Source organism: Rhodococcus sp. 14-2470-1b, from assembly GCF_002259415.1.
Taxonomy (GTDB): domain Bacteria; phylum Actinomycetota; class Actinomycetes; order Mycobacteriales; family Mycobacteriaceae; genus Rhodococcoides.
The window spans coordinates 317,925-330,890 of record NZ_NPFY01000019.1 but is presented as its reverse complement, the minus strand read 5'-3'; the positions used below and the strand labels follow the sequence as shown (position 1 = coordinate 330,890).

14 protein-coding genes are annotated in these 12,966 nt (G+C 66.1%); 1 reads left to right on the top strand and 13 read right to left on the bottom strand.

All coding sequences use genetic code 11. The annotated features are described in order from the left end of the window. Positions 1-4: 4 nt before the first annotated feature. From CH293_RS15915 to CH293_RS15895, 5 genes are all read right to left on the bottom strand, one after another. A complete protein-coding gene (locus CH293_RS15915) occupies positions 5-1,567 on the bottom strand; it encodes a bifunctional uroporphyrinogen-III C-methyltransferase/uroporphyrinogen-III synthase (RefSeq protein ID WP_020112525.1) in 1,563 nt (520 codons plus the stop codon). A gap of 159 nt (positions 1,568-1,726) precedes the next feature. After that, entirely contained in the window at positions 1,727-2,722 is a 996-nt protein-coding gene (gene hemC, locus CH293_RS15910; protein WP_094720748.1) for a hydroxymethylbilane synthase, read from the bottom strand. Continuing rightward, positions 2,719-4,101 carry a glutamyl-tRNA reductase gene (locus CH293_RS15905; protein ID WP_037114176.1) on the bottom strand — a complete coding sequence of 461 codons (1,383 nt, stop codon included), beginning with the start codon at positions 4,099-4,101 and terminating at the stop codon, positions 2,719-2,721. Before CH293_RS15905 ends, hemC begins: the two co-directional genes overlap by 4 nt. Further along, on the bottom strand, positions 4,098-5,015 hold the full coding sequence (locus CH293_RS15900; RefSeq protein ID WP_094720790.1) for a redox-sensing transcriptional repressor Rex: 918 nt from the start codon (positions 5,013-5,015) through the stop codon (positions 4,098-4,100). Before CH293_RS15900 ends, CH293_RS15905 begins: the two co-directional genes overlap by 4 nt. A gap of 187 nt (positions 5,016-5,202) precedes the next feature. Then, positions 5,203-5,475 (bottom strand): glutaredoxin family protein, encoded by a 273-nt coding sequence (locus CH293_RS15895; protein ID WP_094720747.1) that lies wholly within the window; start codon positions 5,473-5,475, stop codon positions 5,203-5,205. A 339-nt stretch (positions 5,476-5,814) separates the two neighbouring features. On the opposite strand from CH293_RS15895, the gene CH293_RS15890 reads away from it, so the two are divergent. Next, positions 5,815-6,741 (top strand): HAD family phosphatase, encoded by a 927-nt coding sequence (locus CH293_RS15890; protein ID WP_241483961.1) that lies wholly within the window; start codon positions 5,815-5,817, stop codon positions 6,739-6,741. Between the two features lie 21 nt (positions 6,742-6,762). On the opposite strand, the gene CH293_RS15885 is transcribed toward CH293_RS15890, so the two are convergent. The 8 genes from CH293_RS15885 to CH293_RS15850 all read right to left on the bottom strand — a co-directional run bounded on the left by CH293_RS15885 (position 6,763) and on the right by CH293_RS15850 (position 12,961). Then, complete coding sequence (locus CH293_RS15885) at positions 6,763-7,251, bottom strand: GNAT family N-acetyltransferase (protein WP_037114170.1); 489 nt, start codon at positions 7,249-7,251, stop codon at positions 6,763-6,765. 17 nt (positions 7,252-7,268) lie between these two features. Continuing rightward, a complete protein-coding gene (locus tag CH293_RS15880) occupies positions 7,269-8,393 on the bottom strand; it encodes a lysophospholipid acyltransferase family protein (protein WP_037114168.1) in 1,125 nt (374 codons plus the stop codon). Beyond that, a complete protein-coding gene (locus CH293_RS15875) occupies positions 8,390-9,502 on the bottom strand; it encodes an NAD-dependent epimerase/dehydratase family protein (protein ID WP_170945252.1) in 1,113 nt (370 codons plus the stop codon). Before CH293_RS15875 ends, CH293_RS15880 begins: the two co-directional genes overlap by 4 nt. 145 nt (positions 9,503-9,647) lie before the next feature. After that, a complete protein-coding gene (locus CH293_RS15870) occupies positions 9,648-9,749 on the bottom strand; it encodes an AURKAIP1/COX24 domain-containing protein (protein WP_003402602.1) in 102 nt (33 codons plus the stop codon). Between the two features lie 285 nt (positions 9,750-10,034). Next, complete coding sequence (locus CH293_RS15865; protein WP_019666513.1) at positions 10,035-10,271, bottom strand: helix-turn-helix domain-containing protein; 237 nt, start codon at positions 10,269-10,271, stop codon at positions 10,035-10,037. Between the two features lie 127 nt (positions 10,272-10,398). Further along, a complete protein-coding gene (gene proC / locus CH293_RS15860) occupies positions 10,399-11,214 on the bottom strand; it encodes a pyrroline-5-carboxylate reductase (RefSeq protein WP_037114162.1) in 816 nt (271 codons plus the stop codon). A 40-nt stretch (positions 11,215-11,254) separates the two neighbouring features. Beyond that, complete coding sequence (locus CH293_RS15855) at positions 11,255-12,085, bottom strand: thioesterase family protein (RefSeq protein ID WP_094720746.1); 831 nt, start codon at positions 12,083-12,085, stop codon at positions 11,255-11,257. A 39-nt stretch (positions 12,086-12,124) separates the two neighbouring features. Then, entirely contained in the window at positions 12,125-12,961 is an 837-nt protein-coding gene (locus CH293_RS15850) for a sugar phosphate isomerase/epimerase (RefSeq protein WP_176460026.1), read from the bottom strand. Positions 12,962-12,966 lie beyond the last annotated feature (5 nt).

Sequence of the window (12,966 nt, the reverse complement as noted above, 5' to 3'; positions counted from 1 at the left end):
GGCCTCAGCGCCTACGGGACTTCTTGCGAGGAGGAGGCAGTGCACCTTCCGCGCGCAACCGAGCTGCGTGCTCGGCGAGCGCTTCGATGAGCGGACCGACCTGCGCCGTCTCCGGCTGCACGTCGACGCGCAGACCGAATTCCACCGCCGTCTCGGCCGTCTTGGGTCCGATGCACGCGACGAGCGTGCGCGCATGCGGCTTTCCGGCGATACCGACGAGATTGCGGACCGTGGAGCTCGATGTGAAGCACACGGCGTCGAACCCACCGGTCTTGATCATCTCGCGAGTCTCGGCGGGCGGCGGCGCCGCACGCACCGTGCGGTAGGCGGTGACGTCGTCGATCTCCCAGCCACGTTCGCGCAGGCCCTCGGCCAGGGTCTCGGTGGCAATGTCCGCGCGCGGCAACAGAACTCGGTTGACCGGGTCGAACACCTCGTCGTACGGCGGGAAATCCTCGAGCAGGCCGAGCGAGGACTGGTCACCCGACGGCAGCAGTTCCGGATTGATTCCGAACGAGCGGACCTTGTCCGCGGTCGCTTCACCGACGCAGGCGATCTTGACGCCCGAGAACGCGCGAGCGTCCAGACCGAACTCCTCGAACTTCTCCCACACTGCGCGGACGGCGTTGGTGGAGGTGAAGACGACCCACTGGTAGCGGCCGTCGACGAGACCCTTCACCGAGCGTTCCATCTGCGCGGGGCTGCGCGGCGGCTCGACGGCGATGGTCGGAACCTCGATCGGGATCGCACCGTGCGTGACGAGCCGATCGCTCATCTCACCGGCCTGATCCTTCGTCCGAGGCACCAGCACGGTCCACCCGTACAGCGCCCGAGATTCCCACCAGGACATCTTGTTTCGGCCGGACACGACCTTTCCGACGGTCACGACGAGCGAGCCGACGAGTTCGCTGCCCGCGTCGTTGAGCGTCGCGAGGGTGGCCTCGACGGTCCGCTGCTGACGGGTCGTACCGCGAACGGTGATCGCGGCAGGTGTCTGCGGGGCGAGCCCGTGCTCGGTCAGCGCACTCGCAGTTTCCGCGAGGTGGCCGGACGTCGCATGCAGAACCAGCGGGCCGGGAGCTGCCGCCAGAGCGGCCCAGTCGACTTCGCCGCGAACGTCGGCTTCGGTGTGACCGGAGCCCAAGGCCATGCCCGCGTAGCTGGGAACAGCGGATCCGGACGGAAGACCCGGCAGGACTTCGAACTGAACGTGAGTGCGAGCGACGGCAGCGACCTCGGCGATGACCGAATCGGTCGTCAACGGATCACCCGACACCAGACGAACCACGTCGTGGCCGTTCTTGGCCTCGGCAAGCAGAGTCTTGGCGACCTCGGCGGGCTCACCGAGGGCGGGACGGACGTCGACGCCGTTCTCTCCGGTCTCCGGGTCACGTGGCAGGTCGTTGCCGACCAACGCGACGACGCCCTTGTCGACGTCGGGATCGGTGAAGGCGAGTTCGGCTGCGCCGAGCACTTCGCGTGCGCGGACTGTGAGCAGAGCCGGATCTCCCGGCCCCGATCCCACGAACAGGATCCGTCCGTTTGCATTCTTGCGGACTGGGCTCATCGGTTGTTCTCCAGTGCTGTCTTGTGTGGGTAATGCAGTTCGAGCGGGGTTGCCGGGCCCCGTTTCGGTATCAGTCGCGCGGTCGCTATCGCGCCGCCGCGCACAGGTGGCCGAGGGGCCCTGCGTTTGGCTCGTCCGCGTGTCGGAGCCGTGATGGACCTAGACACGATCGACTCCCCCGGTAGCGGCGGAACCGGCTGGGGGTGCAGGCTCGGTCACCGCGACGAGATCCCGGGCGCCGAGGTCCAGGAGTTCGCGGGCGAGGTCGCGGCCGAGTTCCTCGGCACCGGACACTGCGCCGACGATGGACGCTCGGATGCTGTCACTGCCGTCGATCGCCGCGACACATCCACGAACCGACAACTCGTCGAACACTCGTCCGTCCTCGTCGATCGATTCGACGACCTCGGCGATGGCTCCGACGGGAGCCGTGCATCCCGCTTCCAGCTCGGCCAACAGTCCACGCTCCGCCGCGACGGATGCTCGCGCGTTGGCGTCGTCCAGTGTGCGGACCACCTCGATGAGGTCGACGTCGGCGGACCGACATTCGACGGCGAGGGCACCTTGAGCGGGCGCGGGAAGCATCTGGACCGGGTCGAGAGCCTCGGTGACGACGTCCAGGCGGCCGATGCGGGCCAGTCCGGCACGCGCCACGACGACGGCGTCGAGTTCACCCGAGGCGACCTTGCCGATGCGGGTGTCGAGGTTTCCGCGAAGCGGCTGAACGTCGAGTCCCTGACCGAGAGCTCGAAGCTGCGCTGCGCGACGCGGCGCCGAAGTTCCGATCCTCGCGCCTGCGGGCAATTCGCCGAGAACGAGGCCGTCGCGTGCGACGAGGGCATCACGCGGATCCTCACGGGGTGGGATGGCCGCGATGACGAAGCGCTCGTCGGGAGCGGTCGGCAGATCCTTGTAGGAGTGAACCGCGATGTCGACCTTGCCGTCGGTGAGTGCCTCGCGCAGCGCGGCGGTGAACACTCCGACGCCGATGGTCTGCACCGGGGCCGCGGACAGATCGCCTGCGGTCTTGACGATGACGAGTTCGGCGTCGAGGCCTGCAGCGATCAAGCCCTGACGGACCGTCTCGGCCTGCGTCGTGGCGAGCAGAGACCCTCTCGTTCCGATCCGAACGACGTTCTTTTCACTCTGGCTCACTCCGACTGTCCCTTCCGACCATCGGTGCGGCTGGCAGTGAAATCGTCCACGAGTTCCATTCCGTTGATCTCGATCGGGCTCGCGACGGCCTCGACCGTGCCCGGGCTCAGCTCGAACAGTTCGCGAAGAGCAGCCGCGTAGGAGTCCCCGCCCGGGGTCGTGGCGAGTTGCTTGACCCGGACCGTCGGAGAGTGAAGAAGCTTGTCGACGACGCGGCGCACCGTCCTCGCGACCTCGTCGCGCTGCGGTGAGTCCAAGCCGGGCAGTCTCGATTCGAGACGCATGAGCTCGCCTTCGACGACCTCCGCCGCGCGCTGGCGCAGTGCGGTCACCGTCGGTGTCACCTCGGCGAGTCGCTGGCCGGCCAGATAGCCGGAAAGTTCGGAGGACACGATTTCGCGGGCCGCCGACGCGTCCGACGAGGCCGCACCTGCGGCAGGATCGCGTTGCAGCGACTCCATGTCGAACACGCTGACTCCGGGGAGTCCTGCGACTGCTGGATCCACGTCGCGGGGCAGTCCCAGGTCGCACACGGCGAGCGGTCGACCGGCTTCTCGCTGCGCGAGCGCGTGGTGGGCGTCCGCGAGCGAGACGACGGCGCCGACCGCCCCGGTACAGGTGACGAGCACGTCTGCGTCGGCGAGCGCGGAGGCGAGGTCGTCGAGGTCGACGGAAGTTGCTGCGACACCGGCCGACACCGCGGTCTCGGCCAGGTGGTCCGCGCGCTCACGAGTGCGGTTGACGACGACGAGCGAGCCGATTCCGGCCCGACCGAGATGCGCCACCGACAGCCCGCCCATGGCACCTGCGCCCAGCACGACGGCGGTACGGCCTTCGAGGCTGCCGCCGAAGAGCGCAGCAGCGCGATCGAGCGCCACCGACACGACGGATGCGCCCGCGGCGTCGATCCCGGTTTCGGAGTGCACACGCTTGCCGACTCGCAGTGCCTGTTGGGCCAGTTCGTGCAGGACGCGACCCGACGCCTGCGAGGCATCGGATGCCGCGTACGCGGCGCGGATCTGACCCAGGATCTGCTGTTCGCCGATGACCATCGAGTCCAGTCCGCTGGCGACGGCGAACAGGTGCTCCACAGCGGCTTCGCTGTAGCGAACGTAGGCGTGTTTGGTCAGCTCGGGAACCATCAGGCCGGAGTGCTCGGCGAGGATCTCCCCCACCGATGCGAGCGCACCGTGGAAGGCGTCGACGACGGCGTAGACCTCGACGCGGTTGCACGTCGACACGACCATGACCTCGGATATGTTTCCGCTGGCCATGAGCTTGTCCGTCAACTTCGGACGGTCGGTGTCCGTGATGGCGACACGCTCGAGAACTGCGACGGGAGCGCTTCGATGCGAAATCCCGACGAGGAGGACACTCACGGTGTAATCACCGATCCGTTCTGTGTAAAGCTACTGCTTGCCGAACTACTTACCGGGGTACCGAGCGCGGATTGCGCCGTACTTGCCAGAGAACCGGGCGTGACGCGGGGGCCTCTGCTTCTGCCGAGCCGCGGCGCTGCCGACAGCGTGGCTGTCCGTGTGGTTGCGTCTTCGCGAGAGGTGGTTGCGTCTTCGCGAGAGGTGGATGCGTCGTTGCGGGAGCTGTTGAACGACAGGACCTGCATCTCGACGGCCAGGTCCACGCGGCGGACCTCCACTGCGCCGGGGACGTCCAGCGTCACCGGCGAGAAGCTGAGGATGCTCTGGACTCCGCCTGCGACGAACGCCGACGCCACGTCCTGGGCCGAATCGTCGGGCGTTGCGATGACTCCGATGGTCGCTTCCAGTTCGCGGCACTTCGTCTCGAGCTGGTCGACGTGCTGGACGCGCAGTCCGTCGATGTCGAGGCCGACCCGCTCGGGGTTGCGGTCGAACAGACCCACCATGGAGAAGCCGCGACGGCCGAATCCGCCGTATCGAGCGAGGGCCTCACCGAGGTTTCCGATGCCGACGAGCACTACCTTGTGCCCGCGGTCCAGTCCCAGAGCGGTCTCGATCTTGGCGCGTAGTCGTAGAACGTCGTAGCCGACCCCGCGGACACCGTTGGGCCCGAGAAAGGACAGATCCTTGCGAAGTTTGGCCGATCCGACTCCGGCGGCGGTGGCGAGTTCTTCACTCGAAACGATCAGGACGCCGTCGTCGGCGAGGATTCCGAGGACCCGCAAGTAGGTGGCCAATCGCGTCACCGTAGCCTGTGGGATGACCCGTTCGGCAGTGCCCGATCGGGCTGGATCGACGCCAGGTGACCGGTCGACACCAGCCGGCATGGCCGGGCGCTCTTCGGTCACGTTCATGGCTCCTCGTCCGATCGGCTGCGACGGCCGGTCTTCACGCTGATCCGCGGGCTTCACTCACCAGAAACTGCACGCAGTTCCATTCCTGCGCCGACACCACGGTAACTGCTTGTGAACGAATGAACAAAGTCGCTGCATCCGTGCTAGAGGGGCTCTCACCTGCAAAGCGAGCACCGACGGCCCGTTCTTAGGGTGTCCTTCTGGCTGCGAGGTCGGCACGTAGACGTGGTTCGTCGACCTCCCAGTAACTGTGTTCGCGGCCGTCGAGCAGCACCACGGGGACGCGGTCGCCGTACTCCGCGCGCAGGTCAGGGGAGGTTTTCGCGGCTTCGTCGACGTCGATGGCCGTCGGGGTCACCCCGAATTCGTCGCACACGGCGACCAGTTGCTCGAAGGCGGCCACGCATGTGTGACATCCGGCTCGGGTGAGAAGAACCACGGTGGGACCAGCTGTAGTCATACCGTCCACCCTCTCACCCACGGCGGAGAGACGAAGGTCACATAGGAGTGGAGCCTGCAGGAACGACCCGGTCGCACAGGAGTGGAGCCTGCAGGAACGACCCGGTCGCATAGGGGTGAAGCCTGCAGGTCCTCGGTGGGGTGAGTGAGTGCGACTGATTACCCGCGGTGGGCTACGGACTAGGGTTTGGGGCAGTGCTCGAACATGGAGGTGCGCGTGATGAGCAACGGGGGTTCCGAGACGCCTGGAAGTACTCCTGACGGCCCGCTCGAGAGCAGCGAACCGGACACGAACGCCGAGACGCCCGACCTCCCCATCACCGAGGTGCCCGACGAGGTCATGGTCGACACCGAGCACCCGCACGAGGACAAGCGCCGCAAGCGGCGCCTCCGTAATCCACTCGGCCCGTCCGATGCACAGGTGCGTGCGAATGTTGCAGGCGAGGCCAGCGCCGATGCCGCGATTGCCCTGCAGGCCGAGGCGGGCGGTTCGGTTCCGCTCGATCTCACCGCGGCAGCGTTCTTCGACGTCGACAACACGATGGTCCAGGGCGCGTCGATCATTCACTTCGCGCGCGGGCTCGCGGCGCGCAAGTACTTCACCAGCAGTGACCTCGCGCAGTTCGCATGGCAGCAGGTCAAGTTCAGGGTCAGCGGCAAGGAGAACAGCGACGACGTCGCGAGCGGCCGCGAGAAAGCGCTGTCCTTCATCAAAGGTCGCTCCACCGCGGAGTTGCGTCTCCTCGGCGAGGAGATCTACGACGAGCTGATCGCGGACAAGATCTGGCCCGGCACCGCGGCACTCGCCCAGATGCACCTCGACGCCGGCCAGCAGGTGTGGCTGGTGACCGCGACCCCGCTCGAGCTGGCCCAGATCATCGCCGAACGCCTCGGTCTCACGGGCGCTCTGGGAACTGTGGCCGAGAGCAACGACGGAATATTCACCGGCAGGCTCGTCGGCGACATCTTGCACGGTCTCGGCAAGGCTCACGCCGTCCGCACCCTGGCCGTTCGCGAGGGCCTCAACCTCAAGCGGTGTACCGCGTACTCCGACAGTCACAACGACGTGCCGATGCTCTCGCTCGTCGGAACGGCGGTTGCGGTCAATCCCGATGCGGATCTGCGCGAGCTGGCGAAGAATCGGGGCTGGGAGATCCGCGACTTCCGCACGGGCCGCAAGGCGGCCAAGATCGGCGTTCCCACGGCCCTCGCCCTCGGTGCCGTCGGCGGAGGACTCGCCGCGGTCATCGGTCGCCGCCGAGCCTGAGGTACCGAACCCGAGCAGGCGCTAGAGCGTCAACTGCATCAAGGTGAGATCGAGCCAGCGGTCGAACTTGATGCCGACCTCGGGCATCTGTCCGACGGTGACGAATCCGAATTTCTCGTGCAGCGCTATCGATGTGGTGTTACGTGATTCGATGACCCCGACGAGCGCATGAATTCCCGCGGCCGATGCCCTTGCGATCAACTCCGTCATCAAGGCGCTGGCGATTCCGCGACGATGGAAGTCGCCCCCGACGTACACCGAGTGTTCGACGGTGAGGCGGTATCCGCTCTTCGGGCGCCACTGCGCGTACGACGCGTAGCCCGCGACTGCGCCGTCGACGACTGCGGTGAGCACGGGGTATCCGGCGCGGAGTCGGCCGTCGAGCCAGTCCATCCGTTCGTCGAGACCGACCTCCGTTTCGTCCCAGATCGCCGTCGTGTTCCGGATGGCGTCGTTGTGGATGTCGAGTATCGACGGGAGATCTTCGGTGACGGTGTCTCTGATCAGCACACCGGCGAGGTTACTGCCTACCCGAGAAAGACATTGCGGCGCTTGGCCAGCAGTCGGTACAGGGTGTGCTGGATGGTTTCGCGGACGTGGTCGGTGAGTTCGAACAGCACCATCGGGTCCTCCGAGGCCTGCGCGTCGTACGAGTCGGTGTAGATGGGCTTGCCGAATTCGATGTACCACTTCGACGGCAACGGAACGAGACCGAGCGGCCCGAGATGCGGGAAGAACGGCGTGACCGGGAAGTACGGCATACCCATCAGACGTGCGAGAGGCGTGATGTCGCCGATCTTCGGATAGATCTCCTCCGAACCGACGATGGAGCACGGAATGATCGGCGCGCCGGTTTTCAGCGCGGCGGACACGAATCCGCCGCGACCGAACCGCTGCAGCTTGTACCGCTCGCTGAACGGCTTGCCGATGCCCTTGAACCCCTCGGGGAACACCGCAGCGACCTCGCCCATTCGAAGCAGACGTTCCGCGTCCGGGTTGCAGGCGAGCGTGTGGCCTGCTTTTCGAGCGATGGTTCCGACGCCCGGCATCTCGAACGCCATGTCGGCGGCCAACATTCGCAGTGGGCGGTGCGCGGGATGGTGGTCGCGGACGGCAACCGACGTCATCAGCGCGTCGACGGGAATGACACCTGCGTGGTTGGCGACGACAAGCGCGCCACCGTCGTCGGGGATGTTCTCGATTCCCTTGATCTCGACGCGGAACCATTTGTCGAACAGAGGTCGCAGCAGCGGCAGCCAGACGGCGTCGGCGAAATGCGGATCGTATCCGAACTCGTCGACGGTGTAATCGCCGGCAAGGCGGCGGCGCACGAATTCCGCTGTCTCCGAGATGGTGTCGACGATCTTCGCCTTGGCGTCGTCGATCTGCGACGACTCGGCCCCCGCCCCCGCGGCGGGTTCGATGTCGGGTTCGGTCGGGGTGAGCAGCGGGATCGGCGGTGTCGGCTCGGCGTACGACGACGGGTGCCTGCTGCGACTGCTCGCCGCACCGGTATCGGCACGGTTGTTGTCGGCACGGTTGTTGTCGGCACGGTTGTTGTCGGCACGTGCGCGCGCTGCTCGCTGCCGACCGGCGCCGTCACGTCCGGAACCGGTGCCGTGCAGCGGAATTACCTTCGCCACCTCGTTCACCCCTCCCGTCCCGAACCCGACACAGCCGTCAGTGCTGCCTTGGTGACCGCCGCGCCGCCGTCGACTGCGCGGAGTGCGTGCTGTTCCACCGAATCGACCCATTCCGTGCGAAGTACCGGCCGTAGCGCCGCGCCTCGAACGAAATCGTCGAATGCCTGAACCGTAGTCCATCGAGGCTCGAATCCGAGGTCCGATCGCATACGAGTGGTGTCGAGTCCGCACCCGAAGTGGAAGTAGTCCAACTGCTCGGTTGTGAACTCCCGCATCATCGATCCCATGAGGGCGCGGCCGACACTCTTGAACAGCGCGAACGGGACGGGTACCTCGATGCGGCCTGCGCGTCTGATGGCCTGCGACAACATGATGGTGCCGTCTGCGCCGACGTTGAAGGTGCCCGCGGGACCACTGACGGTGGCTCGTTCGAGCGCCGCGAGTGCGTCCTCCTCGTGCAGCAACTGCATCCTCGCGTCACGGCCGATGATGCTGGGGATGATCGGAGACGTCATGTACCGCGAGATGGAACCGTTCAGTCGTGGACCGATCAGCGGAGCCATCCGCAGGATCGACACGGCGATGTCCGGGCGGCGTCGACCGAGGCCGCGGATGTAGCCCTCGATGTCGATCGTGTCCCGGGCGAATGCTCCGGACGGCGGCCGCCTGGCGCTCATCTCCTCGGTGAACTTCACCGGATCCTTCGCACTGCACCCGTATACCGAGGACGAGGACCGCAGGACCACCTTCTGCACGGATGGGGACTTCTGGCACACCGCGAACAGCTGCATGGCACCGATGACGTTCAGATCCTTCATCGTGGCGCGACCACCCGAGCGAGGCGGTTTGGTGACGGTCGCGGCATGCACCACCGTGTCCACGTTCGCGTTCCGGAGGACCTTGCCGATCAGCGGGTTGCGGATGTCGGCGCGCACGAATTCCGCGCGGCCCATGCGACGCAACAGGTCTTTGCTCGGGGACTGTGCGTCGACGGCGATGACGCGCTCGACAGCCGGGTTCTGCGCAAGCCTGGTGACGAGATATCCGCCGAGGAAGCGGCTCGCGCCGGTGACCAGCACTACCTTCGGCGCCGCGACGCCTCGCTCGTTCGAAGTCACTCACACCCCCGATTGATTACCGCTGGCGGCAAGCCTACTGGAATCCGCGGAAGATGCGAGGACAGTGGAAAACGCAACGAGCAGTCCCACGAAACACGAAAGGCCCGACACCTCCTTCGAGGTGACGGGCCCGTCGAGACGAGATTTACTTGCCGAGTTTCCTGCGCTGAACGCGGGTACGGCGAAGCAGCTTGCGGTGCTTCTTCTTCGACATGCGCTTGCGACGCTTCTTGATCACTGAACCCATGGCGGGTGTCCTCACGTTCTTCTCTAGCGTTTCGCGCACGCAAGTTGCGTACGCCTACCTGGCAGCCTCGAACCCATCCGCCCAATTACCGCGGACCGAGCCGTCGATCCCCAAGCTGGCGCTCGGGCCTCGTTTGCCGAAGCTCGATGCAACCGACGAAGCTCTTGAAGCTCCTGGCACGAGTGTCGATGTTACTCGACCACGACGAAACCTCACCTTACCGGGGTGGACCTTGTTCCACGAAACCGGCTCGGCGAGGTGTACCGCCGACGACTCTCGGGCCGTTCAGCCTGCGTCGAAGTACGAGGTCTCGAGGTAATCGTGCACAGCCTTGGCATGCACACGGAACGATCGACCCACTCGCACAGCAGGCAATTCTCCGCCGTGCACCAATCGGTACACAGTCATTTTCGACACCCTCATCAGGGTCGCGACTTCCGCGACCGTGAGGAACTGCGTTCCAGCGACAGCTGACTGCCCGTCCTGGGACGCACTCTTGACCGGCTTGTTTGCAGGCACCATCAATCCACTTACCTCCGGCACGTCTCGCGCGGCAGGCTTCCCCTCCTGCCGAACAGACACGCACGTGCTACCTGTGAGCTTAACGTGACCAATGGGGTTACTGCGACGGGTGTAGGGAACTGATTTTTTATTCTGGTGTGACGCCCATCTCAGCTGCACGATCGTTGGCTGCGGACAACGCGTCGAAAAACGCGGTCCGCAGGCCCCCCTCCTCGAGCCGGCGCACCGCTGCCGCCGTCGTTCCCCCTGGTGAGGTCACCGCGTAACGCAACTCGGTCGGGGTGTCGTCGGAGCGATCCAACATCGCGCCTGATCCGACCATCGTCTGCACGACGAGCGCCGACGCGACATCGCGCGGAAGCCCCAAGCCGACACCGGCGTCGATCATCGCCTCGGCGACGAGAAAGAAGTACGCCGGCCCCGAACCGGACACCGCGGTCACCGCGTCGAGCTGATTCTCCTTCACCACTACGACCTTGCCCACCGAGGACAGGATCTTCTCGACCAGCTCGAGGTGTTCGGTCTTGGCGTACCGGCCGGGCGCGAGGACACTGACGCCCTCGCCGACGAGCATCGGTGTGTTCGGCATGACTCGGACGACGGGAAAACCTGCGGGCAGTTTCGGTTCGAACTTCGACGTCGGGACTCCGGCGGCCAAGGACACGATCAGCTGTTCACGCTCGCCGTCCAGGTCGATCTTCGCGACCTCGGTGATCACGCCGTCGACGTCACCGGGCTTCACGGCGAGAACGATGACGTCCGCGTTCTCCGACGCCTCCGAGATCGAGGTCGTGAGGATTCCGAAGGTGGACGCGAGCTCGGCCGCCCGGGCCTCGAACTTCTCGGCGACCACCAGGTCGCGGACTGCGTGTCCTGCTTCGAGCAGTCCGGCGATCAGCGCCTCGCCGATCCGCCCGCCTCCGATTACTGCAATTCTCGTCATGGATGACAAGCGTAGATTGCGGCCCGGGCGTCGCCGAACGCTACCGGGGCACCATCGCCAACTGCCTGCTCTGCACGACGACGTCGCCCGTCTCGTCGAGCACCAGGTGATCCTCCTCGAACCACGTTCCGCCGATGACGGTGCTGCTCGCCGCGACTCGGAGCCATCCCGGCGCAGGCTGCTTGCGCAGGTAGGTCGTCAACTGCACAGTCGGCGCCCAGCCGAACATCCCTCGGTTCATCGTCACGGGCGCGCAGATGTCGCCCGTCATGAGTGCGAACAGGGCTGCGGTGTCCACGTCGTTCTCGTCGCCGGACCGGGGCCTGACCCACATGCGAACTTCGGGTTCGCCCTGTTTGCCAGTGAGGAAATGCGCCGACGTCGGATCGATCCGCATCTCGCAGCCCTGCGCGAGGTGCACGATCGACGCCATCGGATGCTCGCCCCCGATTGCTTCCGTCTCCGGCGGCGGCGCGGCAGGCATCGACGCCAGCGACGATTCCACTGTGTGCCGGGGAGTATCGGTGTTCGGCCGTCCCAGGGTGACAACCGCACGAACCGCGGCCCGTCCGCCCTGTGTCAACTCGACGTCGACGTGCGAGACCTGCTTTCCTCTCTTGCGAAGTACGGCGGTCAGGTGCACCTCACCAGGGTCGGGTGCGCTGAGGTAGCTGACACTGACGGCGAGTGGCTGGACTCCTTCGTCCCCCAGCTGCGCCTTCGCTGCGGCTGCGCACATAGCCAGCATCGTGCCTCCGTGCACCTTCGGCCCGATCGTCCAGATCGAATCGATGACCGCGCCGTAGCTGCCCTCGAACTCGGATGTCTCCAGCGGGGTCAACGTCGTCGCCGCGGCGAAGGGGCTGCTCATCGGGTGATGTGCCTTTCGAATCGGGTGGTACTGGTGCGCTCACGCCAGGTGGCGGCGTGCGAACGCGAGGGCCTGGCCGAGCATCGACGCTCGTTCCGGCAGAGTTCGTGCGTTCTGAGTGTTGATCTCGATCACCGCCTGGCCGCGGAAGCCCCGGCGAACCAGCTCTGCACAGACCTGTGCGCACGGCTGATCACCGTGACCGGGGATCAGATGCTCGTCGATCGACGCGCCCCGACCGTCGGCGAGATGCAGGTGTGCGAGCCCGTCGCCCATCCGGTTCATCATGTCGACGGCGTCGGTGCCTGCAGTCGCGGTGTGCGACAGGTCGAGGGTGTAGTGCGCGTGGCCGGAATCCGTCGGATCGTACGAGGGCGCGAACGCCGACACCGCAGCCCCTGGCCCACCACGCTTGCGGAGCCTGGCCGCCGAGCCTTCCTTGCGCCCGAAGAATCGGTCCGCGCGCATGGGAAACATGTTCTCCACGGCCACCACGACGTCGGACGCGGATTCCAGCTCGGCGACCTGGTCACCGAAGCCCTCGGCGTACTTCTTCTGCCACCGGAACGGCGGATGAACGACGACGGTAGCCGCACCCAACTGCTCGGCCGTTCGCACCGAACGCTCGAGCTTCGCCACCGGGTCCGCTCCCCACACGCGTTGCGAGATGAGCAGGCACGGAGCATGAATCGCCAGGACCGGGACGCTGTACTTGCGGGTCAACGCCCGCACGGCCTCGGCGTCCTGGCTCACCGACTCGGCCCAGACCATCAGCTCGATGCCGTCGTAACCCAACTCGGCGGCGTATCGAAACGCAGCTTCGGTGTTCTGCGGATACACCGAAGCAGTGGACAACCCGACAGCTACGCCCGACACCCGAG